This is a genomic window from Streptomyces sp. NPDC005017, from assembly GCF_042873115.1.
Taxonomy (GTDB): Bacteria; Actinomycetota; Actinomycetes; order Streptomycetales; family Streptomycetaceae; genus Streptomyces.
The window spans coordinates 17,115-41,310 of sequence record NZ_JBIALD010000035.1 but is presented as its reverse complement, the minus strand read 5'-3'; the positions used below and the strand labels follow the sequence as shown (position 1 = coordinate 41,310).

At 73.1% G+C, this 24,196-nt stretch carries 25 protein-coding genes; 17 read left to right on the top strand and 8 right to left on the bottom strand.

All coding sequences use genetic code 11. The features are described from left to right. Positions 1-118: 118 nt before the first annotated feature. From ACFYR0_RS34580 to ACFYR0_RS34565, 4 genes are all read left to right on the top strand, one after another. Positions 119-313, top strand: a complete 195-nt coding sequence (locus ACFYR0_RS34580; RefSeq protein ID WP_389337225.1) for a hypothetical protein — start codon at positions 119-121, stop codon at positions 311-313. Positions 314-344: 31 nt separating this feature from the next. Next, positions 345-1,202, top strand: a complete 858-nt coding sequence (gene mshB, locus ACFYR0_RS34575) for an N-acetyl-1-D-myo-inositol-2-amino-2-deoxy-alpha-D-glucopyranoside deacetylase (RefSeq protein ID WP_389337222.1) — start codon at positions 345-347, stop codon at positions 1,200-1,202. Further along, complete coding sequence (locus ACFYR0_RS34570; RefSeq protein ID WP_389337219.1) at positions 1,199-1,609, top strand: DUF6113 family protein; 411 nt, start codon at positions 1,199-1,201, stop codon at positions 1,607-1,609. Before mshB ends, ACFYR0_RS34570 begins: the two co-directional genes overlap by 4 nt. A gap of 198 nt (positions 1,610-1,807) precedes the next feature. After that, positions 1,808-4,015, top strand: coding sequence for a hypothetical protein (locus tag ACFYR0_RS34565; protein ID WP_389337216.1), 2,208 nt, complete (start codon positions 1,808-1,810; stop codon positions 4,013-4,015). 348 nt (positions 4,016-4,363) lie between these two features. Here ACFYR0_RS34565 and ACFYR0_RS34560 read toward each other — a convergent pair whose 3' ends face one another. Further along, positions 4,364-5,215: a tetratricopeptide repeat protein gene (locus ACFYR0_RS34560; protein ID WP_389337213.1), complete on the bottom strand. Its 852-nt coding sequence runs from the start codon at positions 5,213-5,215 to the stop codon at positions 4,364-4,366. Between the two features lie 122 nt (positions 5,216-5,337). Then, complete coding sequence (locus tag ACFYR0_RS34555; RefSeq protein WP_389337210.1) at positions 5,338-6,378, bottom strand: GNAT family N-acetyltransferase; 1,041 nt, start codon at positions 6,376-6,378, stop codon at positions 5,338-5,340. Positions 6,379-6,488: 110 nt separating this feature from the next. On the opposite strand from ACFYR0_RS34555, the gene fdxA reads away from it, so the two are divergent. Beyond that, positions 6,489-6,809, top strand: coding sequence for a ferredoxin (fdxA, locus tag ACFYR0_RS34550; protein WP_010474859.1), 321 nt, complete (start codon positions 6,489-6,491; stop codon positions 6,807-6,809). A 145-nt stretch (positions 6,810-6,954) separates the two neighbouring features. Beyond that, on the top strand, positions 6,955-8,052 hold the full coding sequence (locus tag ACFYR0_RS34545; RefSeq protein WP_389337207.1) for a bifunctional succinyldiaminopimelate transaminase/glutamate-prephenate aminotransferase: 1,098 nt from the start codon (positions 6,955-6,957) through the stop codon (positions 8,050-8,052). A 72-nt stretch (positions 8,053-8,124) separates the two neighbouring features. Here the strand turns inward: ACFYR0_RS34545 and ACFYR0_RS34540 are convergent, their stop codons facing one another. Both ACFYR0_RS34540 and ACFYR0_RS34535 read right to left on the bottom strand, forming a co-directional pair. Beyond that, on the bottom strand, positions 8,125-8,559 hold the full coding sequence (locus ACFYR0_RS34540) for an ATP-binding protein (protein ID WP_389337204.1): 435 nt from the start codon (positions 8,557-8,559) through the stop codon (positions 8,125-8,127). Between the two features lie 306 nt (positions 8,560-8,865). Further along, a complete protein-coding gene (locus ACFYR0_RS34535) occupies positions 8,866-9,777 on the bottom strand; it encodes a heavy metal transporter (protein ID WP_389337201.1) in 912 nt (303 codons plus the stop codon). Between the two features lie 99 nt (positions 9,778-9,876). Between ACFYR0_RS34535 and dapE the strand changes: the two genes are divergently transcribed. Both dapE and ACFYR0_RS34525 read left to right on the top strand, forming a co-directional pair. Next, positions 9,877-10,956 (top strand): succinyl-diaminopimelate desuccinylase, encoded by a 1,080-nt coding sequence (gene dapE / locus ACFYR0_RS34530; RefSeq protein ID WP_389337198.1) that lies wholly within the window; start codon positions 9,877-9,879, stop codon positions 10,954-10,956. Between the two features lie 146 nt (positions 10,957-11,102). After that, positions 11,103-11,879 carry a TIGR00730 family Rossman fold protein gene (locus tag ACFYR0_RS34525; protein ID WP_389337195.1) on the top strand — a complete coding sequence of 259 codons (777 nt, stop codon included), beginning with the start codon at positions 11,103-11,105 and terminating at the stop codon, positions 11,877-11,879. Positions 11,880-11,885: 6 nt separating this feature from the next. Here the strand turns inward: ACFYR0_RS34525 and folP are convergent, their stop codons facing one another. Continuing rightward, entirely contained in the window at positions 11,886-12,746 is an 861-nt protein-coding gene (folP, locus tag ACFYR0_RS34520; RefSeq protein ID WP_389337192.1) for a dihydropteroate synthase, read from the bottom strand. 117 nt (positions 12,747-12,863) lie between these two features. Here folP and ACFYR0_RS34515 point away from each other — a divergent pair, with 117 nt between their 5' ends. After that, on the top strand, positions 12,864-13,220 hold the full coding sequence (locus ACFYR0_RS34515) for a DivIVA domain-containing protein (protein ID WP_389337190.1): 357 nt from the start codon (positions 12,864-12,866) through the stop codon (positions 13,218-13,220). Further along, positions 13,217-13,804, top strand: coding sequence for a DNA-3-methyladenine glycosylase I (locus ACFYR0_RS34510; protein ID WP_389337187.1), 588 nt, complete (start codon positions 13,217-13,219; stop codon positions 13,802-13,804). The genes ACFYR0_RS34515 and ACFYR0_RS34510 overlap by 4 nt, the downstream gene beginning before the upstream one ends. Before the next feature lie 218 nt (positions 13,805-14,022). Here ACFYR0_RS34510 and ACFYR0_RS34505 read toward each other — a convergent pair whose 3' ends face one another. Then, complete coding sequence (locus ACFYR0_RS34505; protein WP_389337185.1) at positions 14,023-14,826, bottom strand: enoyl-CoA hydratase/isomerase family protein; 804 nt, start codon at positions 14,824-14,826, stop codon at positions 14,023-14,025. Positions 14,827-15,213: 387 nt separating this feature from the next. Here ACFYR0_RS34505 and ACFYR0_RS34500 point away from each other — a divergent pair, with 387 nt between their 5' ends. Beyond that, positions 15,214-15,381 (top strand): DUF3117 domain-containing protein, encoded by a 168-nt coding sequence (locus ACFYR0_RS34500; protein ID WP_003966491.1) that lies wholly within the window; start codon positions 15,214-15,216, stop codon positions 15,379-15,381. 186 nt (positions 15,382-15,567) lie between these two features. On the opposite strand, the gene ACFYR0_RS34495 is transcribed toward ACFYR0_RS34500, so the two are convergent. Beyond that, positions 15,568-16,320, bottom strand: coding sequence for an O-methyltransferase (locus ACFYR0_RS34495; RefSeq protein ID WP_389337318.1), 753 nt, complete (start codon positions 16,318-16,320; stop codon positions 15,568-15,570). Between the two features lie 180 nt (positions 16,321-16,500). On the opposite strand from ACFYR0_RS34495, the gene sigE reads away from it, so the two are divergent. From sigE to ACFYR0_RS34470, 5 genes are all read left to right on the top strand, one after another. Continuing rightward, on the top strand, positions 16,501-17,202 hold the full coding sequence (sigE, locus tag ACFYR0_RS34490) for an RNA polymerase sigma factor SigE (protein ID WP_386379004.1): 702 nt from the start codon (positions 16,501-16,503) through the stop codon (positions 17,200-17,202). Further along, positions 17,199-18,161: an anti-sigma factor family protein gene (locus ACFYR0_RS34485; RefSeq protein WP_389337182.1), complete on the top strand. Its 963-nt coding sequence runs from the start codon at positions 17,199-17,201 to the stop codon at positions 18,159-18,161. Before sigE ends, ACFYR0_RS34485 begins: the two co-directional genes overlap by 4 nt. Before the next feature lie 141 nt (positions 18,162-18,302). Further along, positions 18,303-20,222, top strand: coding sequence for a trypsin-like peptidase domain-containing protein (locus ACFYR0_RS34480; RefSeq protein ID WP_389337314.1), 1,920 nt, complete (start codon positions 18,303-18,305; stop codon positions 20,220-20,222). Positions 20,223-20,406: 184 nt separating this feature from the next. Then, positions 20,407-20,853 carry a sec-independent translocase gene (locus tag ACFYR0_RS34475; protein WP_389337179.1) on the top strand — a complete coding sequence of 149 codons (447 nt, stop codon included), beginning with the start codon at positions 20,407-20,409 and terminating at the stop codon, positions 20,851-20,853. Between the two features lie 194 nt (positions 20,854-21,047). Beyond that, on the top strand, positions 21,048-21,701 hold the full coding sequence (locus ACFYR0_RS34470) for a hypothetical protein (RefSeq protein WP_389337176.1): 654 nt from the start codon (positions 21,048-21,050) through the stop codon (positions 21,699-21,701). Between the two features lie 360 nt (positions 21,702-22,061). On the opposite strand, the gene ACFYR0_RS34465 is transcribed toward ACFYR0_RS34470, so the two are convergent. Further along, the gene (locus tag ACFYR0_RS34465) at positions 22,062-23,195 is read right to left on the bottom strand and encodes an Mrp/NBP35 family ATP-binding protein (RefSeq protein WP_389337173.1); all 1,134 of its coding nucleotides are present in this window, start codon (positions 23,193-23,195) and stop codon (positions 22,062-22,064) included. Positions 23,196-23,397: 202 nt separating this feature from the next. Here ACFYR0_RS34465 and ACFYR0_RS34460 point away from each other — a divergent pair, with 202 nt between their 5' ends. After that, positions 23,398-24,180: a hypothetical protein gene (locus tag ACFYR0_RS34460; protein ID WP_389337170.1), complete on the top strand. Its 783-nt coding sequence runs from the start codon at positions 23,398-23,400 to the stop codon at positions 24,178-24,180. Positions 24,181-24,196 lie beyond the last annotated feature (16 nt).

Genomic DNA, 24,196 nt, shown 5'->3' with positions numbered 1-24,196 from the left:
TGCGCACACACTCATAGCTATGATCACTAACGCTGTGTGGGTATGAACCTGCTGGCTCCTGTACGGGTTTACGCGTTGGCCCGCTCTGTCGACTGCTTCTGACTGGAGGTGAACCGCCGTGGCACTCTCGATTTCGGCGGTGGTGCTGCTGGCGATCATCGTCTTCATCCTGATCAAGAAGTCGGGACTGAAGGCCGGGCACGCAGTCCTCTGCATGCTCCTGGGCTTCTACCTGGCCTCCTCGACGATCGCCCCCACGATCAGCGAGCTGACGACCAACGTCGCCAGCATGATCGGGAGCATCAAGTTCTGAGCCTCCGCCACCCGCCTCGTAGGGTGGCCCCATGACGGAACTGCCCGAGCGTCGTCTGCTGCTGGTGCACGCGCACCCGGACGACGAGTCGATCAACAACGGCGCGACCATGGCCGCGTACGCCGCCCGGGGTGTGCGGGTGACCCTGGTGACCTGCACGCTGGGCGAGCTGGGCGAGGTCATTCCGGCGGATCTGCGGCATTTGAGCGGAGACGCCCTCGGGGAGTACCGGCTCCAGGAGCTCCGGGCCGCCATGGCGGCGCTCGGCGTCACCGACTTCCGCCAGCTCGGCGGGGCCGGGCGGTACCGCGACTCCGGGATGATGGGGCTGCCCGACAACGACCACCCGGCCGCCTTCTGGCGCGCCGACGTGGACGAGGCCGCCGGGCGGCTGCTGGACGTCCTCCGCGAGGTGCGCCCGCAGGTCCTCGTCACCTACGACCCCGACGGCGGCTACGGCCACCCCGACCACATCCAGGCCCACCGCGTCGCCATGCGGGCGGTCGAACTGGCCGCGGCCGAAGGCCTGTCCGTCGAGCGCGTCTACTGGAACCGAGTGCCCCGCGATGTCGCCGACGCGGCGTTCGCCCGGCTCCAGGGCGATCTGCCCGGACTGCCCTGGGAGAAGAGCGCCGCCGTCACCGACGTACCGGGCGTGGTCGGCGCGGAGCGGGTGACCGCGCGGGTCGACGGCTCCGGCCACGTCGCCGCCAAGGCCGCCGCCATGCGCGCGCACGCGACCCAGATCGAGGTCGCCGAGCCCTACTTCGCGCTCTCCAACGAGCTCGCCCAGCCGCTGTTCGCCGACGAGTACTACGAGTTGGTGCGCGGCGGGCGGGCCGAGGGCGACGACCAGGACCTGTTCGCCGGGATCGGGGAGACGCCGTGAACGACCGCCACTCCACGCTCGCGCAGCCGCTGCGCATGCCCTCCGCCGCGCGGATCGCCCTCCATGTGCTGCTCTTCGCGCTCGGCGCGGTGGTCGGCGTGGCCGGGTCGCTGGTGCAGGCCGGCTGGTTCCCCGGCGGGCTGCTCCTCGCGCTCGCGGGCGCGGCCGGGCTGTTCCTCGGCGCGTCCCGGGCCACCGGGAGCCGCGGCGCCGCCGTGGCGAGCGGCGCCGGGTGGATGATCGCCGTCGTGCTGCTCACCGCCAGCCGCCCGGAAGGGGACTTCATGTTCGCCGCGGGCGGCGGCTCCTACCTCTTCCTGCTCGGCGGCATGGCCGTGGCTGTGATCTGCGCCACCCTTGTCCAGGGGCGGCAACCGGGCGGCCCCGCCGCCCGACTTGGGAAGTGACGTACCGCTTCGCCGTCGTGCGCGCGTGTCGGTCCCGTGTGGGTTTCCCCTGCGGTCGCGGGATACGCGTCACAGGCGGCCAGTATGGTGGTGCGCGCCGCCGATCGTCCCCCAGCGCTCGACTTGGCTCGGGCGGGGGGAAGCCCCCAAGCAGAGTGAGGTCGCAACGGGCGGCGGAGCCAACCGGGAGAACCTGCCTTGAGCCGTGAAACTGACAGTCCGTCCTCTGGGTCCAGCGGGCGCGGCGGAGCCGCGTACCCCTCGGGCACGCCGCCGTACGGCACCCCCGTGGTCGCCGACGCAGGCGCGGACGCGGGCCGTTCGCCCGCGCCGGAGGAACGCAAGACCGAGACCACGCTGACCACCCGTATCCGGATCAACATCCCCGGATCCCGGCCCATCCCGCCGGTCGTGGTGCGCAAGCCCGTCGGAGAGACCGGTGGCGCCGCCGCCGCGAAGGAGCCCGAGGCTCCCGCGAAGCCGGCCGCCCGTCCCGCTCCCGCCCCGGCCGCCGAGGCTCCCTCCGAGCCCGCGCCGGGCGCGGAGGAGAAGACGAGCGACTGGTTCGCGCCGCGCAAGTCCGGCGGCGGCAAGCCGGGCCAGGGCGGCACCCCCGCCAACGGCACCCCCACGCCCGCCGCCCCTTCGCCCACGCCTCCCGCGGCCCCGGCCGCCCCCGCGCGTCCCGCCGCGGGCCGCCCCGGCGGTGTGGTCGGCTCGGTGAGCATGCCGACCGGCGCCCGCCCCGGCGCCACCAACGGCGCCGGCCTGCCCGGCGCGACCGGCGGCCCGGTGGCCCCCGGGCACGGCGGCGGCACGGGCTCCTTCGACGTCACCGAGGCCCTGGCGGCCGGCGCCGCCCGCCCCGGCGCCGAGGAGCCGCGCCGCGACGACCTGCCGTACTTCGCGGAGAACGCGCAGAACGGCCGCGCCCCCGAGCAGGGGAACGCCCCGCGTGGGCCCCAGGGCGCCCGCCCCGGCCACGGCGGCCCCGACGCACCCGGCGGCCCGCAGGGCCCCGGCGGCGCGAGCGGCTTCAACGGCGGCCCGGGCGGTCCCGGCGGACCGGGCGGCCCCCAGGGCCCCGCGGATCCCACCGGCGGCCCGGTGACCGGCGACGGCCCGGTCGTCCCGCCGGTCCACGGCGCCCCGGGCGCCCCGCGGCCGGGCCACACGGCCCCGCACGGCACCCCCGGCGCGGCCTACCCCGGCCCCGGCGGCGGCCTCAGCGACGACACCGCGATCCTCACCCCGCAGAAGCCGGCCCCCGAGCCGCCCGGCGGCTTCCCCGGCCCTGCCGACAACGTCTCCGGCCACACCGTCACCAGCGGCATCCCCGTCGTACCCCCGGCCGCGCAGAACTTCGCCGGCCCGGCCACCGACGCCCCCCTGGGTCACACCCCGCCGAAGCTGCCCGAGCCGGTGCGCAGCGCGCCCGCCGCGGCGCCCGCCCGCCCGAAGAAGAAGGGCCGCAACAAGCTGGTCCTGCTCGGCGGCGGCGTGATCGCCCTCACCGGCGTCGCCTACGGAGCCGGGCTGCTGATGAACCACTCCGACGTCCCCAAGGGCACCACCGTGCTCGGCGTGGACATCGGCGGCGGCACCCGCGACGACGCCGTCCAGAAGCTCGACGAGGCCTTCGGCGAGCGGATCGTCAACCCTCTCAAGCTCTCGGTCGGCGACGGCACGGTCGCGCTGCGGCCGGACCAGGCGGGCCTTCAGTTCGACACCCAGGCCACCGTCCGCGAGGCCGCGACCAGCGACTACAACCCGATCTCGGTGATCGGCTCGCTGTTCGGCAACGAGCGTTCGGTCGAGCCGGTCATGCCGGTCGACGAGGAGAAGCTCCAGTCCGCCCTGGAGGCGGCCGCCGGCGGCTCCGGCTCGGTCACCGAGGGCACGATCAGCTTCGCGTCCGGCAAGGCCGTCGCCGTCTACGGCAAGCCCGGCCAGGGCATCGCCGTCGACCAGGCCGGCCAGGCCGTCGAGGACGCCTTCCGCGCCCAGGTGGAGACCGGGGCGGCCACGCCCGTGAAGGTCCCGACGACCACACGGCAGCCGACCGTCAGCGACGCCGAGGTCGACCGCATGATGAAGGAGTTCGCGGAGCCCGCTCTCTCCGACCTCGTCACCATCAAGGTCGACGACGCGCGCAAGATCGACTTCGGCCCCGTCTCGCTGCCGAAGATCCTCGGCGTGAAGGCCGTCGACGGCAAGCTCGTCGACACCTACGACCTCGACGCCCTGAAGGACGCCTACGGCAGCACCTTCGACGGCGTCCAGATCGAAACGGCCACCGGCAAGCGCGACCTCCTCCCCCAGGACGTCGTCAACGCCCTCCGCACGGCCCTACGAGGCAAGACCGAGGCCGAACGCACAGGAATCATCGAAACGAACCCCACCTAAGAGCAGGAAAAAGGGGCGCCCACCCCACGGGCGCCCCGCACGTTCTTGGAGGCCAGACCCCGATCCCCCTCAGGGGCGCGGGGAACGGCGCAACCCCACCCACGCCCAGCAGGTTCAAGGGCGCCATGGCCCGAACCCCCCTGGGGCGCGGGGAACTACGCAAAACCCCACGCCCGGCAACGTCTCAGGGCCAGACCCCGAACCCCCTCAGGGGCGCGGGGAACTGCGCAAAACCCACCCCCGGCCGGCACGGATCAACGCACCGCCCCCACCCCTGGGGGGCGCGGGGAACTGCGCAAAACCCCACCACCACCCCGCACAACCCACCCCGCCGCCGCACGGCACCCCTCAGTTCAGCAACGCCCTCGCCGACAACGCCTCCCCCCGCACCCGCTCCGCCAGCACGTCGTCCACGACGGACACCAGCTCGGCATACGTCTCCATCTCCTCCGCCCCCGCCACGAACTCCCCCCGCTTCACCAGCACCTGTCCCCGCTCGTACCGCAGCCGCGCCGGATGCGAGGGCAGCAGCAGCGCCAACTCCACCGCCCACAGCGCCACGTCGGACCGCTCCGGCCGCGCCGCGGCCCAGACCCGGATGTTGTTGAGGATGCGGGAGACGACCTCCAGGGGCGTGCTGGGCACCAGCATGGACGGCTCCAGCGGAGCCCCCGTCGCCCCCACGACCAGCAGCTCCGCGTCCGGCCCCGTGAGCACCCGTCCCCCGTCGAACGGATCCACGAGCACCTGCGCCCCCGTCGGGCCGAGGCCGACCACGAAGTGCCCCGGCAGCGCCACCCCGTACACCGGCGCCCCGGCCCGCCGCGCCACCTCGATCCACACCACGGACAGCAGGATCGGCAGCCCCCGGCGCCGCCGCAGGACGTCGTGCAGCAGGGACGACTCCAGCCGCTGGTAGTCCGAGGGCGTCCCGTGGAACCCGAGCCGCTCGCCGAGCAGCTCCCGCAGGGCCACCGCCCAGGCGTGCGGCGACCCCGGCCGGTACGGCAGCCGTCCCGCGAGCTCGTCCAGTTCGACCTGCACCGCGTCCATGCCCGTCTCGTCCAGCGTCCGGTCGGCCTGCGCGGCGACCAGCAGGCACAGCAGCGCCAGATCCGGCCGCTCGGAACGGGCCTCCTCGGTGAACCGGTCGCGCAGCTCGGCGGAACGCTCGGGGGTAGGCGGTATGGGGGGACGCATATCTGGCTGGTGCCCTCTCAGGGTGATCGTTAGGGCCGGTACGGCACATTGCCGCCGCCGCGCGACGCGCACGGCCGGCCCACGGGCGAACCACGAGAACCGGGCCGGAAGGCCGGGGAGACCTACCGGCCCGCTCCGGCCGCCCCGGGCGCGCGGTAGTGGTGGTAGGCGTGGTGCGAGGCGAAGCCCATACCGGCGTACAGGGCCCGGGCCGGGACGTTGTCGGTCTCGACTTGGAGCCACGCGGCGGAGGCGCCCTCGTCGAGCGCCCGCAGGGCCAGCGCGGCCATCACGGCCCGGCCCAGCCCCTCGCGCCGCCGCGCGGGGTCGACCTCGACCGCCGCGAACCCGGCCCAGCGCCCGTCCACCACCAGCCGCCCGATCGCGGCGGGTACGCCGCCCTCGCCCGGCACGGACGCGAACCACACGGAGGGCCCGCCGCCCAGCACCCGCAGGGCCACCTCGCTCAGCCCCCTGCGCCGGTAGCGCGCGAGCCAGGTCTCGTCGGCGGTCCGCGCCAGCGACACACCGCCGGGCTCGCCCACGTCCGCCAGGGGTGCCAGGGACCCGATCCACAGCTCGGCGCTGACCTCGCGCACCCAGCCCCGCTCCGCCAGCTCCGCGCTCAGCAGCTCCTGGGTGCCCTCGGCGCCGGTGGCGGTCTGCACATAGGCGGGCAGGCCGCGGTCGCCGTACCAGCGCCGTACGGCAGCGAGGGCGTCGTCCAGCGGCAGGCCCGGATCACCGAGCGGCAGCACCGAGTTGGCGCGGCGGGTGAATCCGGCGGCGGCGCGCAGCTCCCACGCGCCGAGCCGCTCGCTCTCCACCGGCCGCCACGCCCGCGAGGAGACCCGGGCGAGTTCCTCGTAGGAGGCGGCGGGGCCGCGCCGGCGGGCCGGGGCGGCGGGCACGACCTTGCCCGCGACCAGCGAGGACGCCTCGATCCGGACACGCTCGCCGTCCCGCTTTGTGATCACGAGCACACCGTCGTCCCATGATGTGAGAACACCCACCGTGTCGGTGAATTTCTCTGCCGAGTCGCCAGCGTCCCTCAACCGCCGTACAGAGACGCGTTTGCCCACGTCAGCAGCGGTGACACGGACCTCAAGGCGGCCTGTCGCGGAGATTTCCACAGGTCGGTTCACCCCTCCTGTTCGGATCATGCCCAAGAACGGAGATACTAGGGGCGGGCATCGACGACGCCGCGCTCCCGCGCGCCAGGCGGCGGAGCCTGAAGAGGCCCGCCAGCGCCCTATCGAGGAGGAACGACAGCGTGACCTACGTCATCGCGCAGCCTTGTGTCGACGTGAAGGACAAGGCGTGCATCGAGGAGTGCCCGGTCGACTGCATCTACGAGGGCCAGCGGTCCTTGTACATCCACCCGGACGAATGCGTCGACTGTGGTGCCTGTGAGCCGGTCTGCCCGGTCGAGGCGATCTTCTACGAGGACGACACTCCGGAGGAGTGGAAGGACTACTACAAGGCGAACGTCGAGTTCTTCGACGAGCTGGGCTCCCCGGGCGGCGCCAGCAAGCTGGGTCTGATCGAGCGCGACCACCCCTTCATCGCCGCGCTCCCGCCGCAGAACGGCTGACGACGGCCCGTCCCACCGGCCTGGCCTCGGTCCCGTACGGCCTGATCAGCGTCCTGATCGCCGTACGGGACCTAGGCGTTTGCCGACCGGGCGACCCGGCCGCGGCAGGCGTCCCCGGCGTAGCTAGAAAGTGAGCCAAGCACCCGTGTCCGCTCTCTCCGACCGCCTTCCCGCCTTCCCCTGGGACAAGCTGGAGCCGTACAAGAAGACGGCCGCCGCGCACCCGGACGGCATCGTCGACCTGTCGGTCGGCACCCCGGTCGACCCGGTCCCCGAGCTGATCCAGAAGGCGCTGATCGGCGCGGCCGACTCCCCGGGCTATCCGACGGTCTGGGGCACGCCCGAACTGCGGGATGCGCTCACCGGCTGGGTGACGCGCCGGCTGGGCGCCCGTGACGTCACGCACCGCCATGTGCTGCCGATCGTCGGCTCCAAGGAACTGGTGGCCTGGCTGCCCACCCAGCTCGGCCTCGGCCCCGGCGACAGGGTCGCGTATCCCCGCCTCGCCTACCCGACGTACGAGGTCGGCGCCCGGCTGGCGCGCGCGGAGTACGAGGTCTACGACGACCCGACCGAGCTGGACCCGGCCGGGCTGAAGCTGCTCTGGCTCAACTCGCCGTCCAACCCGACCGGCAGGGTCCTCTCCAAGGAGGAGCTGACTCGGATCGTCGCCTGGGCCCGCGAGCACGGCGTGCTGGTCTTCTCCGACGAGTGCTATCTGGAGCTGGGCTGGGAGGCCGACCCGGTCTCGGTGCTGCACCCGGACGTCAACGGCGGCTCGTACGACGGCCTGGTGTCGGTGCACTCGCTGTCCAAGCGCTCCAACCTGGCGGGCTACCGGGCCGCGTTCCTGGCCGGTGACCCCGCCGTGCTCGGCCCGCTGCTGGAGATCCGCAAGCACGGCGGCATGATGACGTCCGCGCCGACCCAGGCGGCCGTGGTGGCCGCGCTCGGCGACGACGCGCATGTGGCGGAGCAGCGCGAGCGCTACGCCGCCCGCCGCGCGGCCCTGCGCGAGGCCCTGCTCGCGCACGGCTTCCGGATCGAGCACAGCGAGGCCAGCCTCTATCTGTGGGCGACCCGCGACGAGTCCTGCTGGGACACCGTCGCCCACCTCGCCGAGCGCGGGATCCTGGTCGCTCCCGGCGACTTCTACGGCACCGCGGGCGGGCGGTTCGTCCGCGTGGCGATGACGGCGACGGACGAGCGGGTGGCGGCGGCCGTGAAGCGGCTCACCGCCTGACCGGTCCGGCACACACGGCCGCGGGGCCCTGGGAGTCGTTCCCCGGGCCCCGCGGCCGTCCCTGCTCCGGGCTCAGCCCAGCGGCAGGGAGCCGGTGGGCAGGCCGCCGCCCGGGGTGAGGGAGCCGGTGGGCAGGCCGCCCCCGGTGGCGCCGCCGGCCGCGTCGCCGACGAGGTCCCCGCCGACACCGGCCGCCTGCCCGGCGGTCTTCTGCACGGCGGGCGTGGCCTTCTTCGCGGCCTTGCCGCCGGTCTTGCCCACGCCCGGGACGGACTTCTCGACCGCCTGGCCGCCCGCCGTGCCCGCGAGGCCGGTGACGCCGCGCGCCGCGCCGTCGGCGGTGGTGCCGAGGTTCGCCGCGTCCGGGGTGGCGAGGCCGGTCAGGTTCGGGGTCTGGGGCAGTTCGGGGGCCGCGCTCGCGGAGCCGGCCGCACCGACCCCGGCAGCCGCCCCCGCGGCGACGAGCAGCGCGGCACGGGCGATCCGGCGGGAGAGGGGGAGGGTCATGATGCTCCTTCGAGGGGAGAGAACGGAGGACGTGTCCGGCCGCGCCAGGCTGTCGACGGGGCCCGGACACCGTGACTACCGCTCGAAGTCCGCCGAGGTTGCGGAGAGATAACGCAAAGAGTTGGTAATGCGTCGCATTATCTGTTGTGGATAAAAACGGGCAAAGGGGCTCCGTGTCGGAGGTTTGCGGAATCCTTACAGCCCTTGTTTCCCAAGGTTTCCGCGTTCACGAGAGTGACGTCGCGAAAACCTGCGCACATCGCGGCGCCCGGAGTGCCGTACGACCCCTGCGGGTGAGCGGTCGCACTAGTGCACGGTGACGATCCGTACGGCGTCCGAGGCGGCCGCGGCCGGACGCCACTCGCTGCCGGTCGTGCCCGCCGTCCACTCCCGGCCGCCGTACGACACCCGTTCGATGCGCAGGGCCGAGGCGTTGGCCACCGCCCAGTGCGCGATCTGCCAGCCGTGCTCGCGGCCCCCGACCGGCACGGACACGGTCCGCCCGCCGGTCCTGGCCGCTCCGGCGGCGCCCGACGCGCCGTGCGCGCCCACCTCCGCGCCCGCCGCGGCCATCGCGTCGCGCCCGAAGTCCCGCACCAGCGCCGAACGCACCGCGTCCGGGCCCGTGCCGTCAGCGTCGCCCGCACGGCCGTCACAGGTCAGCGTGGCCGCCGCCCGCCCGGTCAGCGCCGCCGCCAGCAGCGTGGCGTCCGGCTCGTGCTTGGCGTACGCCAGCGGATAGCCGCTGCGCTGCACCCGCTGGGCGGCGTCGGTCAGCGCCAGCCCCTCGTAACCGGGCACCTTCACCAGGTGCTCGTAGAACTCGCCCGCCGCGTACGCCGGGTCCATGATCTGCCGCGGAGTGCCCCAGCCCTGCGAGGGCCGCTGCTGGAACAGGCCCAGCGAGTCGCGGTCGCCGTGCCGGATGTTGCGCAGCGCCGACTCCTGGAGGGCGGTGGCCAGCGCGATCGTCACCGCCCGCTCCGGCAGCCCGCGGTTCACGCCCACGGCCGTGATCGTCGCCGCGTTCACCGCCTGCTCCGGCGTGAACTCGTAACGCGTGCCGTCCCCGCGGGCCGAGACGACCCGGCAGTCCGGCGTACCGGCCCCGCCGCTGACGTACTGCACGACGAGGTAGCCCGCGAGCGCGAGCAGCACGAGCAGCGCCGCGCCGGAACGGCCGCGACGCCCGGAAGTGGTGGGGAACCGCTCGGACACGCCGTCCAAGGTAGCGGAGCCCGTTCGAACCGCGGCGTGCCGGTCGGACAGAGGTTCGGCCCCGGCGTGCCGCGGCCGGGGAGCGTTAGGGTCGAGGCCATGGCCGATACCCCGCTTGACCTCACGCTGGACGCCGCCCTGCTGACCGCGCAGCTCGTGGACCTCCCCTCCGAGAGCGGCACCGAGAAGCCCCTCGCGGACGCCGTCGAGACCGCCCTGCGCGCCCTGCCGCACCTCACCGTCGACCGCCACGGCAACAACGTCGTCGCCCGCACGAACCTCGGCCGCGCCGAGCGTGTGATCCTGGCCGGGCACATCGACACGGTGCCCATCGCGGACAACGTCCCCTCGCGCCTGGACGAGGACGGCGTGCTGTGGGGCTGCGGCACCTGCGACATGAAGGCGGGCGTGGCCGTCCAGCTGCGTATCGCGGCCACCGTCCCGGCCCCCAACCGCGACCTGACCTTCGTCTTCTACGACAACGAGGAGGTCGCCGCCGACCTCAACGGCCTCAAGCACGTCGCCGAAGCGCACCCCGACTGGCTGGCCGGCGACTTCGCGGTGCTGCTGGAGCCGTCCGACGGCGAGGTCGAGGGCGGCTGCCAGGGCACCCTGCGGGTGCTGCTGCGGACCAAGGGCGAGCGGGCCCACTCCGCGCGCAGCTGGATGGGCTCCAACGCCATCCACGCCGCCGCCCCGATCCTGGCCCGCCTCGCCGCGTACGAGCCGCGCCACCCGGTCATCGACGGGCTGGAGTACCGCGAGGGACTGAACGCCGTGCGCGTCGAGGGCGGGGTGGCGGGGAACGTCATCCCCGACGAGTGCGTGGTCGCCGTGAACTTCCGCTACGCGCCCGACCGCACCCCCGAGGAGGCCGTCGCGCACGTGCGGGAGGTCTTCGCGGACTGCGGTGTCGAGGAGTTCGTCGTCGACGACCACAGCGGCGCCGCCCTGCCCGGCCTGTCCCACCCGGCCGCCGTCGAGTTCATCAAGGCCGTCGGCGGCACCCCGCAGCCCAAGTACGGCTGGACGGACGTGTCCCGCTTCAGCGCCCTCGGCGTCCCGGCCGTGAACTACGGCCCCGGCAACCCCCACCTGGCCCACAAGCGCGACGAACGCGTCGAGACGGCGAAGATCCTCGCGGGCGAGGAACGCCTGCGGAACTGGCTCACCTCCTGACCGCGTCCCCGTGGCCGGAGGGCCTCCGGGACGCCCCCGGCCCGGCCGCCGAGGACTCCGGCTCCACGGCAGACACGCGGACGTCCCCCGCGCGTAACCCGCGTAGATCTACGCTGAGGTGGAAAGACCGAGCGGAGGGAGCGCACATGGCTACCGGAAACCCCGAGGGGAAGAAGCAGCCGCCGGAGGAACAGCGTCTGGGTCCGGTCCTCCGGCGGCGCGGTCAGGTCACGGCCAGCACCACCGACCAGCGGCTGCTGGACGCGGGCGGCCCCTCGGACTGGGTGCACACCGACCCCTGGCGGGTCCTGCGCATCCAGTCGGAGTTCATCGAGGGCTTCGGCACACTCGCCGAACTCCCTGCCGCGATCAGCGTGTTCGGCTCCGCCCGCACCCGCCCGGACTCCCCGGAGTACGAGGCCGGGGTCCGTCTCGGCCGCGGTCTGGTCGAGGCCGGCTGGGCCGTCATCACCGGCGGCGGCCCGGGCGCGATGGAGGCCGCGAACAAGGGGGCCTGCGAGGCCGACGGCATCTCCGTCGGCCTGGGCATCGAACTGCCCTTCGAACAGGGGCTGAACCCCTACGTCGACATCGGCCTGAACTTCCGGTACTTCTTCGTCCGCAAGATGATGTTCGTGAAGTACGCCCAGGGCTTCGTGGTCCTGCCCGGCGGCCTCGGCACCCTCGACGAACTCTTCGAGGCCCTCACCCTCGTCCAGACCCAGAAGGTCACCCGCTTCCCGATCGTGCTGTTCGGCAGCGCGTACTGGGGCGGCCTGGTCGACTGGCTGCGCGACACGGTGATCGCCGGGGGCAAGGCCGCCGAGAAGGACCTGCTGCTGTTCCACGTCACGGACGACGTGGACGAGGCGGTCGCCCTGGTGTCCAAGGAAGCCGGACGGGACCGGCTGCCCCCTGCCTGACGACCCTCAGGCCAGGCCTCTGCGGGCCACCGCCGGCTGCCGGTGGCCCGCGATGGCCGCGACCATGTCCAGCACCTGACGGGTCTCCGCCACCTCGTGCACCCGGTACACCTGCGCGCCCAGCCACGCGGACACCGCGGTCGTCGCGAGGGTGCCCAGCACCCGCTCCTTGACCGGGCGGTCCAGGGACTCGCCGACGAAGTCCTTGTTCGACAGCGACACCAGCACGGGCCACCCGGTCCCCACCATCTCCGGCAGCCGCCGGGTGGCCTCCAGGCTGTGCCGGGTGTTCTTGCCGAAGTCGTGCCCGGGGTCGATCAGCACCGACTCGCGCGGCACCCCGAGGGCCACCGCCCGTTCGGCCAGGCCCACCGTCACCCGCAGGATGTCCGCCATGACGTCGTCGTACGTCACCCGGTGCGGACGGGTCCGCGGCCGCGCGCCGCCCGCGTGGGTGCACACCAGGCCCACCCCGTACCGGGCGGCGACCTCCGCGAGCCCCGGGTCGACCCCGCCCCAGGCGTCGTTCAGCAGGTCGGCGCCCGCCTCGCACACGGCCTCGCCTACCTCGTGCCGCCAGGTGTCCACGCTGATCACCACGTCCGGGAAGCGCCTGCGCACCTCCGCGACGAAGCCGACCGTGCGCCGCGCCTCCTCCTCGGCGGAGACCTCCTCGCCGGGGCCCGCCTTGACGCCGCCGATGTCGATGATCGCGGCCCCGTCGGCCACGGCCTGCTCCACGCGTGCGAGGGCGGGCTCGTCCCGGAAGGTGGCCCCCCGGTCGTAGAAGGAGTCCGGGGTCCGGTTCACGATCGCCATGATCACCGGCTCGCGCGGGTCGAACTCCCGCCTGCCCAGCCTGAGCATCCCCTGTGACCTCTCCTCGTTCGCACTGGTCTTCGGCCGTCTGTGACCCTAACCGTCAGCGTCGCATGGCACGATCGGACCCTGACACATTCGGCGCCGATCCTGGGGACGTCAGCGATGGTTATGTTCTTGTTCCTGGTTCTCGCGCTCGCCATCGTGGTCGCGGCGGTCACCCTCGCCGTGGTCGGCGGCGGCGAGGGCGGCGGACCCCTGCCCGAGGCGCCGCCCGAGCGCCTGCGGGACCCGTTGCCGTCCGGCCGTCCGGTGGGGCGCGCCGACGTGGACGCGCTGCGCTTCCCGCTGGCCGCCCGCGGCTACCGGATGTCCGACGTGGACGACGCCCTGAACCGCCTCGGCGCGGAACTCGCCGAGCGCGACGCCCGCATCGCCGACCTGGAGTCCGCCCTGGCCGGCGCCCGCGCGGCCGGCCCGGTGCGGATGGACAAGCCGGGCCCGGAGGAGGACCAGCGGTGAGCGACGGCACGGCCATCCCGGGCCCGGACGGCGCCCTGCGCTGCCCCTGGGCCCTGTCCACCGAGGACTACGTCACCTACCACGACGAGGAGTGGGGCCGCCCCGTCCACGGCGACGACGCCCTGTTCGAACGCCTCAGCCTGGAGGCCTTCCAGTCCGGACTGTCCTGGATCACGATCCTGCGCCGCCGCCCCGGCTTCCGTGCCGCGTTCGCCGGCTTCCGGATCGCCGAGGTCGCCGCCTTCACCGACGCCGACCGCGAACGCCTCCTGGCCGACGCCGGCATCATCCGCAACCGCGCCAAGATCGACGCGACCATGGCCAACGCCAAGGTCCTCGCGGACTGGGCCCCGGGCGACCTGGACACCCTGATCTGGTCCCACGCCCCGGACCCCACCGCCCGCCCGGCCCCCAGCACCCTCGCCGACGTCCCCGCGGTCACCCCGGAGTCCACCGCCCTCTCCAAGTCCCTCAAAAAGCAGGGCCTCCGCTTCGTGGGCCCCACCACGGCCTACGCCCTGATGCAGGCATGCGGCCTGGTCGACGACCACCTGAAGGCCTGCGCGAGCAGAACGACGCCCTAGACAGGGCGAGCAACGCCTTTTTTGGGGGCGCGGGGAACGGCGCGACAAGCCACGACGGACCCGCACTCAAGAACGGCGCTCGGGGCGCGGAACTGCACCGACGTGCGGCTCCACCGCGTGGACGCGATCGACAACGCCCCTTTTGGGGGCGCGGGGAACTGCGCAAAACCACAGCCACCCCGCACCCCGCCAGCCCTGCCAGGGCCGAAGCCGACCCCCTACCGCCCCAAGTACTTCGGCTTCTCCTTGTTCACGAACGCCTGCACCGCGATCGCGTGGTCCTCGGACGCCCCGGCCCGAGCCTGAAGCTCGTCCTCCTTCTCCAGCGTCTCGGAGAACGAGTGCGTGAGCCCGTACGCCACGGACTCCTTCAGCGCGGCGTACGCCACCGTCGGCCCCTCGGCCAGCATCCGCGCCACCGCCTCACCCTCGGAGCGCAGCGCGTCCGAGGAGACGACCCGGTTCGCGATCCCCAGCTCCAGCGCCTCCTGCGCGGAGACGTTCCGCGGGAAGAGCAGCAGGTCGGTGGCCCGGCCCGGCCCGATCACCCGCGGCAGCGTCCAGGAGATCCCGGAGTCCGCGGTGAGGGCGACGCCCGCGAAGGACGTGTTGAAGGAGGCCGTGTCGGCGACGACCCGGTAGTCCGCGGCCAGCGCGAACCCGAAGCCGGCCCCGGCGGCCACCCCGTTCACCGCCGCCACCACCGGCTTCGGCGCCTCCACCAGCGCCCGTGCGATCGGGTTGTAGTGCTCGCGCACGGTGGACATGACCTGCCCCCCGCCCGCCTCGCGCGCGGTGACGAGCAGCCCGATGTGCTCCTTGAGGTCCTGGCCCACACAGAAGGCCCGTTCCCCCGCGGCGGTCAGCAGGATCGCCCGAACGGCGGTGTCGGCGGCGGCTTCCTGCGCGGCGTCCCGCAGAGCGACCTTCGTCGCCACGTTCAGCGCGTTCATCGCCTCGGGGCGGTTCAGCGTGATCGTCGCCAGCCCGTCGCTCACCTCGTAGAGCACGGTGTCGGCCATGGGGCACCCCTCCGGTGTCGCGGCAAGGCGTACCGGCCGGTACGCCTTTGTGTCCGAAGGACAGCATGGCGGACCCGGCCCCGGGCGGAGGTGTGACCTGCGTCAAAGAAAAAGAGGCACTTCCGGGCCACCCCGTGGCCGTGCGGCCGCGCAGTATCGCAGCCACATCCCCGAATTGGGTGGTTTTGCTCGCGCGCGTTGCCCAAGCGATGCCGACTGATGTTGGTCATCGGGTCGTGAGATGCGGGATAATGGCTTGGAAGCAATGTGTTCGATGCCGGTGTCGCGTGTCCTGCGCAAAGGACCGCGCGTGCCCTCCCGAGGGGCGTGCCCCTTCAGCGGGCCGTCGGCTTTGACGATCAGCTGGTTTCAGGAAGGGGAACGAGCATGGCGGCCATGAAGCCGCGGACGGGCGACGGCCCGCTCGAGGTGACCAAGGAGGGGCGGGGCATCGTCATGCGCGTTCCGCTCGAAGGCGGCGGTCGGCTTGTCGTCGAGCTGACCCCTGACGAGGCCGACGCGCTCGGCGATGCCCTCAAGAAGGTTGTGGGCTGACGCGCAAGCGACCATACCCTTTCGGCCGCCCCGGTACCGCACAAGGTGCCGGGGCGCCCGTGTTCCCGGGCCCGGCGCGCGCGGATGGCCGGAAAGACGGCCCACACAGGCCGCTCCCGTGCCCCTCCCGGGCCGCCCGGCCGACCCGGTCCGGTCAGCGGCGGGACGGTCCGCGCGGGGACGGGTTCATCTCTTGACCGCGCACAGCAGCCCGTCGCCGACCGGCAGCAGCGAGGTCACCAGCTCCTGGCTCTCGCGCACGGCCCGCAGCAGCTCCCGCAGCCGGACCACCTCGGTGGGCTGGGGCCCGGAGTCGACCGTACGGCCGTTGGCGAAGACGCCCTCGAAGACCACCAGGCCGCCCGGACGCAGCAGGCGCAACGATTCAGCGAGGTACTCCAGGACCTCCTGGCGGTCGCCGTCGCAGAAGACGAGGTCGTAGCCGGCGTCGGCGAGACGGGGGAGGACGTCGAGCGCGCGGCCCGGGATGAAACGGGCCCGGTTGCTGGCGAAGCCGGAGGCGCGGAAGGCCTGGCGGGCGAACTGCTGGTGCTCGGGCTCCGGGTCGACCGTGGTCAGGACGCCGTCGGGGCGCATTCCGTGCAGCAGGTGGATGCCGGAGACCCCGGTACCGGTGCCGATCTCCGCGACCGCCTTGGCGTCCACGGAGGCGGCCAGCAACCCCAGAGCGGCGCCCGTGCCGGGCGTCACCGAGCGCAGCCCCGCCTCCCGGGCCCGCTCCCGGGCCCAGCGCAGTGCTTCGTCCTCGGCGACATAGGCGTCGGCGAACGCCCAGCTCGTCTGCCGGTTGCCGGTGATGTCCCTCTCCTGTCCCCTGGTTGCCTCGGCGTGACTGTATCCGTTGGTGACGGGAACCCGCAGATGGGACCAGGCGTTTAGAAGGGTGTGAACGCACACGGGGGGACACAGTTGGATCACGACGACGGGCGGGGTGACGAGCAAGTGCTGACGCAGCCGCATGAGCCGTACCAGCACAGATCAATTTCTCGTAAAACCGCTTATCCGGAGCTAACGGACGAGGTGGCTATGGTAGGGGCTCCACTGGACACCACCAGAGCCGACAGGGGAGGTGCGGCTGCGTCTGTGGATCGGGGAGGAGTGCTGCGGCGCTTTCTCGGATCGGCGGGCAGGCCGAAATCCGTGACCGACACAGCCGCTGACCCCAGCCACGCCGCTGGCCTCGACCGCACCGCGACCTTCTCCACCGACGCGGACGGGCAGGCGTGGACTCCGCCCACGTGGGAGGAGATCGTCAGCACGCACAGCGGCCGCGTCTACCGGCTCGCCTACCGCCTCACGGGCAATCAGCACGATGCCGAGGACCTGACGCAAGAGGTCTTCGTCCGTGTCTTCCGCTCCCTGTCGACCTACTCTCCGGGCACGTTCGAGGGCTGGCTGCACCGCATCACCACGAACCTGTTCCTGGACATGGTCCGCCGCAAGCAGCGCATCCGCTTCGACGCCCTGGGCGAGGACGCGGCCGAGCGGCTGGCCAGCCGTGAGCCGTCCCCGCAGCAGGTCTTCAACGACGCGCACTTCGACGCCGACGTCCAGCAGGCCCTGGACACCCTCGCGCCCGAGTTCCGCGCCGCCGTCGTCCTGTGCGACATCGAGGGGCTGTCCTACGAGGAGATCGCCGCGACCCTGGGCGTCAAGCTCGGCACGGTGCGCTCCCGTATCCACCGCGGCCGGTCCCAGCTGCGCAAGGCGCTCGCCCACCGGTCGCCGGAGGCGCGTGCCGAGCGCCGCTCCTTCGCCTCCCGTATCCCCGCACTGGGGGGAGGGGGCGCGACAGCGTGAGCGGATCCTGGCCGAAACCTGCGGAGGAACACCTCGCAGAGCAGCATCTGGGAGACCGGCTGGCCGCCCTTGTCGACGGCGAGCTCGGTCATGACACGCGTGAGCGTGTGCTGGCGCATCTGGCGACCTGTCCGAAGTGCAAGGCCGAGGTCGACGCCCAGCGCCGGCTGAAGAACGTCTTCGCGGAGGCCGCCCCGCCGCCCCCGTCCGAGAGCTTCCTGGCCCGTCTCCAGGGGCTGCCCGGGGGAGGTGACTCCGACGGCGGTCCGCTGTCGCCCGGGGGAGGCTTCGCCGGACTCGGCGGCAGGCCCGCCGGGGTGTTCGGGGTGAGGCGCGACGAGCGCTTCGAGTTCGGCTACGTCCCCGCGGACTCCCGCGCCGCCGCGGTCCTGCCGTCCGGCCCGGCCGCCGCTCGGGGCTTCCGTATCCATGACGTCGGCCGGCCCGACGCCGACCGCTCCTCCCGCGGCCGTCGCTTCGCCTTCGCGGCCGCCGGCGCGGTGTCCCTCGCCGCGATCGCGCTCGGCGGGGTGACCACGGGCGTGCCCGCCGACTCCGCCGAGGCCCGTGGCTCCGGCACGGGCAAGGGCTCCAACGTCACCCCGGCCCGCACCGGCGGCACGGGCGCCACCACCCCCGAGAACCAGCGCCGTCGCTCGGGCGGCCCGATGCTCGCCCAGGGGCAGGCCGGTCGGCAGTCGGTAGAGGACGCCGCGGTCGCCACGACCCGGACGTCGGCGCCGCTGCTGCCGGGCACGACCGGCGCCCACGAGCCGGACGCGCAGCACCCCATCACCACCCCCGTGGTGGCGGGCGCGGCCGTGATGTCCCCGCTCATACGTCCCTTCACCGCGACGCCGGTGCTCGGCCTGAGCGACTGGTCCACGGTTCATGGCAACGAGGTGCCCGGCCTGTTCAAGACGCCGGCGCCCGGCGAGTCCTCCGCCCAGGACCGCTGACCGTCCCCTGCGCGTCCGCGCGTGAACCTGGTTGAATCCAGGGGCCGTGCCCGCGGCAGGCGACCGGGCGCGGCGGCGGAGATCGACGAGTCCGCGGCCGTCGCCTGCGTTCACGACGCCGCGGCCGGCTGTGGGGAGAGCATGAACGAGGGCAAGCCCACGCAGGACCCTTCGGTCCGCCCGACCGCCCTGCCGGACGGTGACTTCGAACTGGAGCGCCCCGGACAGCCGGAGTCGCCGACGGCCGGAGCCGGACACGAGGAGGCCGTGAACGCCGAGGACGCCTCGGCGTTCACGGCCGGAGCCTCCGCGTCCGGGACCCTTGACGCGGGTGCTCCGGGTGCCGGTGCTCCCGAGGGCGAGGCGTCGGGTGGCGAGGCGTCGGGTGCGGCCGAGCGCGGTTCCGCCGATGACGTCGTGCCCGGGGACACCGCGCAGTCCCACGACGGCGACTTCGAGCTGCGACGCCCCGAGGAGTGCCCGGCACCCGTGGCGGACGCCGTGCCCGCGTTCCCCGAGGACGCCACGGCTTCCGGGGCGGGCATCCCGGAGGCCCCGGCGCCGCTCCCGCAGAGCACCGAGCGGCTCAAGCCCCTGCACGACCCCGACCCGTACAGCACACCGCCCTACGGCGAACCCGGCCCCTGGGCGCCCGCGCCGCCCGTGCAGCACCCGGCGACCACCCCGCCGCACGGAACGGCGATACCCGCGCCGCCGGTCGGTCACGGCGGCGAGATACCCGCACCGACCGGCGCCCCCGGTCCCGCCCCACACGCCCCGTTCCCGGGTGCACCCCTGGCCGGGCCGCCCGGCGGCGCCCCCATGCCCCACCCCACCCCCGCACCCCCGCCCGCGGCGACCGGCGGCGACCCCTGGGGGCGTTACGACCCCTGGGCCGCCGCGCCCCTCCAGCAGACCGGGGAAGCGGTGGCGACCGCGGCGCAGCAAAAGCGGCGGGGCCGCAAGGCGCTGGTGCTCGGAGCGGTGCTGATCGCGCTGGTGTCCGGCATCGGCGGCGGCATCGTGGGGACGTATCTGGAGCGCAACGGCGGCGTGGGCGGCGTGGAACTGCCGCAGGCCGGTGCGGAACCCGCCGGGCGGGACCCGGACAGCGTCGCCGGGATCGCCGCGCGGACCCTGCCCAGCGTGGTGACGCTGCATGTGCGCGGAAGCGAGCAGTCGGGCACCGGCACCGGCTTCGTGCTCGACGACCGCGGTCACATCCTGACCAACAACCACGTCGTCGAGCCCGCGGGCAAGAACGGCAGGATCACCGTGACCTTCCACAGCGGCGACACCGCCGAGGCCGAACTCGTCGGCGGCGACTCCGGCTACGACCTCGCCGTCGTCAAGGTCGACGGCGTCCGCGGACTCAAGCCCGCCCCCCTCGGCAACTCCGACAACGTCCGGGTCGGCGACCCGGTCGTGGCCATCGGCGCCCCCTTCGACCTGGCCGGCACCGTCACCTCCGGCATCATCAGCGCCAAGCAGCGCCCGATCACCGCGGGCGGCGAGAAGGGCGACGGCAGCGACATCTCCTACGTCGACGCCCTCCAGACCGATGCGCCCATCAACCCCGGCAACTCCGGCGGGCCGCTGCTCGACTCCCGTGGCCGGGTCATCGGCATCAACTCCGCGATCCGCTCCGCCGAGAGCGGCTCCGACTCCGGCGAGGGCCAGGCCGGTTCGATCGGCCTCGGCTTCGCGATCCCCGTCAACCAGGGCAAGCGCGTCGCCGAGGAACTGATCAACACCGGCAGGGCCCGGCACCCGGTGATCGGCATCACCCTCGACATGGACTACACGGGAGACGGAGCCCGGGTCGGCACGAGGACGAGCGACGGACGCGCCCCGGTCACGGTCGGCGGCCCCGGCGCACGGGCCGGGATCAAGGCCGGTGACGTCATCACCGAGGTCGACGGCCAGCGGGTCCACTCCGGTGAGGAACTGATCGTCAAGACCCGGGCCCACCGCCCCGGCGACCGCCTCGAGCTCACGGTCGAGCGCGACGGCGAGGAACGCACGGTCTCCCTCGTGCTCGGCTCCTCGGACGACAGCTGACCCCGGCGCGGCGACTCACAGAAGACTGCTGCGAACCTCACAGGTCGGGCGCGGAGCCCGGCGCGCACGGCAAACATCTGGAAAACCGGTCGTATACACGCGCCCGGAGGTCACGGCACGGTACCGGTCGGACAGAATCGACGGGTACCGTGGATCCGGCCCGGGACATGGCAAGGAGCTTCAGGTGTTCAATGACATAGGACCGCTCGAGCTGCTGACGCTCATCGTGCTCGCCGTGCTCGTGTTCGGTCCTGACAAGCTCCCGAAGGTCATCCAGGACATCACGCGCACGATCCGCAAGATCCGCGAGTTCTCCGAGAGCGCCAAGCGCGACATCCGCGACGAACTCGGCCCGGAGTTCAAGGACTTCGAGTTCGAGGACCTCAACCCCAAGACGTTCATCCGCAAACAGCTGGACAACGACGACCTGGGGCTGAAGGAGATCCGTAACGGCTTCGACTTCAAGAAGGAGATGGCCGACGTCTCGGACGCCGTCCACAGCCGTGACAGCGACTCCTCGGCGGGCTCCCCGGGCGGTGCGCCCGGCTCCTCCGGCGGCAGCGTCGACATGTCGAAGAAGCCTGACACCGACCGCGACGACCGCCCGCCCTTCGACGCCGACGCCACCTGATCCGCGAGCCCCGGCCTCCCGTCGCGAGGCCGTTCCACGCCGCCGGGAACGGCGGTAACAGGCCGCACATCCTGCGCTTTCCCGGCTGCTCCCGATGGTGTCGATATGCTGCCGTGTCGTTGTGCGGACCGTAGGCGTACGCCCGAAGGGGGGCGGGCCGCCCGGTCCGACTAGAGCGAGGAGGCGGCGGGCACATGGAGACGACGAGTCAGGCGGTCGCGCAGGCGCCGGCCGCGGAGGGCGCACAGCAGGTTCCCTCCGCACGGCGCACGGTCGACGGCTACCTGCGCGCGCCCTTCCCTTGGTACGGCCTCGACGAGGCGTTCACCGGGCCGCGCTGGCTGATGCAGGTCGGGACGGCGGCGGACGGCGCCGTGGAGCACGGGTCGATCGGGCACGGCGACGAGCCCTCGGTACGGGCGGACTCCGAGGACCGGGAGAAGTTCGCGGTCGTGGTGACCGTCGCGGCGAACCCCTCACGGCGCAGCGCGGACGGTACGGGGCTGCTGGAGGCCACGTCGGTGTCCTCGGCGGCCTGGCTGGCCGGGGTGGGACTGCTGTCCTTCACCTGGCCCGGCCAGATGGACCACTCGCTGCGCGACGACTGGCTGGAGCAGCAGACGGAGACGGCGTGGGCGCTGGCCGACGACCTGGACGGGGGCGAGTGGTCCACGTTGTCGCTGCCGGTGGACGGGGTGCCGACGCCGTTCCACTACCGCGAGTCGGAGTTCGGCTGGGTGCTGGCCGGGTCTACGCGGGAGGGTGTGCATGTGGGGGCGTACGGCAGGGGTATGAGCGCGTACGGGTTGGGGTTCGCCGTGATCAAGGACGTCGCCGCGTACGCGTGACGGTTGTCCTGCGCGTGCCTGCGCGTGAGAAAGGGGCGCCTGTCGTAGGCGCCCCTTTTCGCTGGGCCTGCTGTGCGTCTGTCACGGGGTTGCTGTGCATGGGCCGGCTCTCGCGCCGTCGTGGCTGGTCGCGCAGTTCCCCGCGCCCCTAGAGACCTGCGCCGTTCCCCGCGCCCCCAAGAAGCTGCGCCGTCCCCGCGCCCCTTGAGAGGTCTGCGCCGTTCCCCGCGCCCCTGAAAGATTGCGCAGTTCCCCGCGCCCCCAAAAAACACTGTGTGGTTCCCCGGGCCCCTCAAAGACCTTGTGGCGTTCCCCGCGCCCCCGACGGCCCTTGTGGGGCCGGGGGCGGGGGTACGGGGGTCAGAACTTGTTCTTCGGGGTGATGCCCAGGGAGAGGCCCGAGAGGCCTCGCTGGCGGCCGCCGAGTTTGCCGGCGATGGCGCGGAGCGCGGAGCCCGCGGGGGAGTCCGGGTCGGTCAGGACGACCGGCTTGCCCTCGTCGCCGCCCTCGCGCAGGCGGACGTCGATCGGGATGGAGCCGAGGACCGGGACGGTCGCGCCCGTCGTACGGGTCAGGCCGTCGGCGACGACCTGACCGCCGCCGGTGCCGAAGACGTCGACCATCTCGTCGCAGTGCGGGCAGGGCAGCCCGGACATGTTCTCGACGACGCCGACGATCTTCTGGTGGGTCTGGACGGCGATGGAGCCCGCGCGCTCGGCGACCTCGGCGGCGGCCTGCTGCGGGGTCGTCACGACGAGGATCTCGGCGTTCGGCACGAGCTGGGCGACCGAGATCGCGATGTCACCGGTGCCCGGCGGCAGGTCGAGCAGCAGGACGTCCAGGTCGCCCCAGTACACGTCCGCCAGGAACTGCTGGAGGGCGCGGTGGAGCATCGGGCCGCGCCAGACGACCGGGGCGTTGCCCGGGGTGAACATGCCGATCGAGATGACCTTCACGCCGTTCGCGGACGGCGGCATGATCATGTTCTCGACCTGGGTGGGACGGCCGTCGGCGCCCAGCATGCGCGGCACGGAGTGGCCGTAGATGTCGGCGTCGACGACACCGACCTTGAGGCCGTCGGCGGCCATCGCGGCGGCCAGGTTCACCGTCACGGAGGACTTGCCGACGCCGCCCTTGCCGGAGGCGACCGCGTACACCCGGGTCAGCGATCCGGGCTTGGCGAAGGGGACCTCGCGCTCGGTGCCACCGCCGCGCAGCGCGGCGGCCAGTTCCTTGCGCTGCTCGTCGCTCATCACGTCGAGCGTGACGTCGACACCGGTGACGCCCTCGACCGCGGAGACGGCGTCGGTGACGCGCTGCGTGATCGTGTCGCGCATCGGACAGCCGGAGACCGTCAGGTACACGGTGACCGCGACCGCTCCATCGGCGCCGATCTCCACCGACTTGACCATCCCGAGTTCCGTGATGGGCCGGTTGATCTCGGGGTCGTTGACTGTCGCCAGTGCCTCGCGCACCGCGTCTTCCGTAACCATAAGGTCGATGGTACGGCGCGGTGGCCCCGCCCCGTGAAGGGCCGTACGCGGTCGTTTACATCACTCCGGGTGCGGGCCCGCGACGGGAATACGCCGGGACGCAGGGGCGGGGAGCGGTCCCCGGGACTGGCCTTCGAGCGGAACATCACCTCCCGGTACTCTGCGGTAGGCCGCTGAAGACCCCTCGAAAGGCACCGCACCTGTGACTGCGATTCCCCCGGGCCGTGTCCGCCGCAGGATCGCGCGGATCGGCGCGGTGTGCGCGCTGGCCGTGACCGGCACGGCACTGGCCGGGTGCGGCAGCGAGGACCCGGACGCGGGCACCAACGGGGTGGGCAAGCTGCCTCCCGCCAAGATCCAGTCGGAGACCCGCGCGGCGGCCGGTTCCGTGGACGCGGTACGGCTGTCGGGCACGGTCGTCGCGGGCGGCCGCACCTACCAGCTGGACATGCGGCTGAAGGAGGACGGCGGCACCGGCTCGCTGACCGCGCAGGGCGCGACCTTCGAACTGCTGCGGATCGGCGACGAGCTGTTCCTCAAGGCGAACGCCGGGTTCTGGAACCACGAGGAGAGCAAGGGCGAGGACGGCAAGGGCGAGGAGGAGAAGGGCGACGGCGACTCGGCCGCGGCCGACAAGCTCGGCGGCAAGTACGTGAAGGTGCCGCAGGGCGACCCCTCCTACAAGCGGTTCAGCGGGTTCACCGACAAGGACGTCCTGCTGGACGGCCTGCTCACCCTGCACGGCTCGCTGGACACCGACGGCCGCCACGAGCAGGGCGGTGTGCGCACCGTCCGCATCACCGGCGACAAGGGCGCCGGCGGCACCCTGGACGTCTCGCTGGAGGGCAAGCCGTACCCGCTGCGCCTGGTGCGCGCCGGGGGCGCCGGCACGCTGAGCTTCTCGGACTGGGGCAAGGACTTCGCGCTGAAGCAGCCCCCGAAGGACGAGACCGTGGACTACGGGCAGCAGCTGCCCACGTCCTGACGTCCCGCCCGGTGCA

Coding starts and splice junctions, on each gene's coding strand:
- mshB (WP_389337222.1), top strand. CDS start 345: ATGACGGAACTGCCCGAGCGTCGTCTGCTGCTGGTGCACGCGCACCCG.
- ACFYR0_RS34560 (WP_389337213.1), bottom strand. CDS start 5,215: ATGCGTCCCCCCATACCGCCTACCCCCGAGCGTTCCGCCGAGCTGCGC.
- ACFYR0_RS34555 (WP_389337210.1), bottom strand. CDS start 6,378: ATGATCCGAACAGGAGGGGTGAACCGACCTGTGGAAATCTCCGCGACA.
- ACFYR0_RS34540 (WP_389337204.1), bottom strand. CDS start 8,559: ATGACCCTCCCCCTCTCCCGCCGGATCGCCCGTGCCGCGCTGCTCGTC.
- dapE (WP_389337198.1), top strand. CDS start 9,877: ATGGCCGATACCCCGCTTGACCTCACGCTGGACGCCGCCCTGCTGACC.
- ACFYR0_RS34525 (WP_389337195.1), top strand. CDS start 11,103: ATGGCTACCGGAAACCCCGAGGGGAAGAAGCAGCCGCCGGAGGAACAG.
- folP (WP_389337192.1), bottom strand. CDS start 12,746: ATGCTCAGGCTGGGCAGGCGGGAGTTCGACCCGCGCGAGCCGGTGATC.
- ACFYR0_RS34515 (WP_389337190.1), top strand. CDS start 12,864: ATGGTTATGTTCTTGTTCCTGGTTCTCGCGCTCGCCATCGTGGTCGCG.
- ACFYR0_RS34505 (WP_389337185.1), bottom strand. CDS start 14,826: ATGGCCGACACCGTGCTCTACGAGGTGAGCGACGGGCTGGCGACGATC.
- ACFYR0_RS34500 (WP_003966491.1), top strand. CDS start 15,214: ATGGCGGCCATGAAGCCGCGGACGGGCGACGGCCCGCTCGAGGTGACC.
- ACFYR0_RS34480 (WP_389337314.1), top strand. CDS start 18,303: ATGAACGAGGGCAAGCCCACGCAGGACCCTTCGGTCCGCCCGACCGCC.
- ACFYR0_RS34470 (WP_389337176.1), top strand. CDS start 21,048: ATGGAGACGACGAGTCAGGCGGTCGCGCAGGCGCCGGCCGCGGAGGGC.
- ACFYR0_RS34465 (WP_389337173.1), bottom strand. CDS start 23,195: ATGGTTACGGAAGACGCGGTGCGCGAGGCACTGGCGACAGTCAACGAC.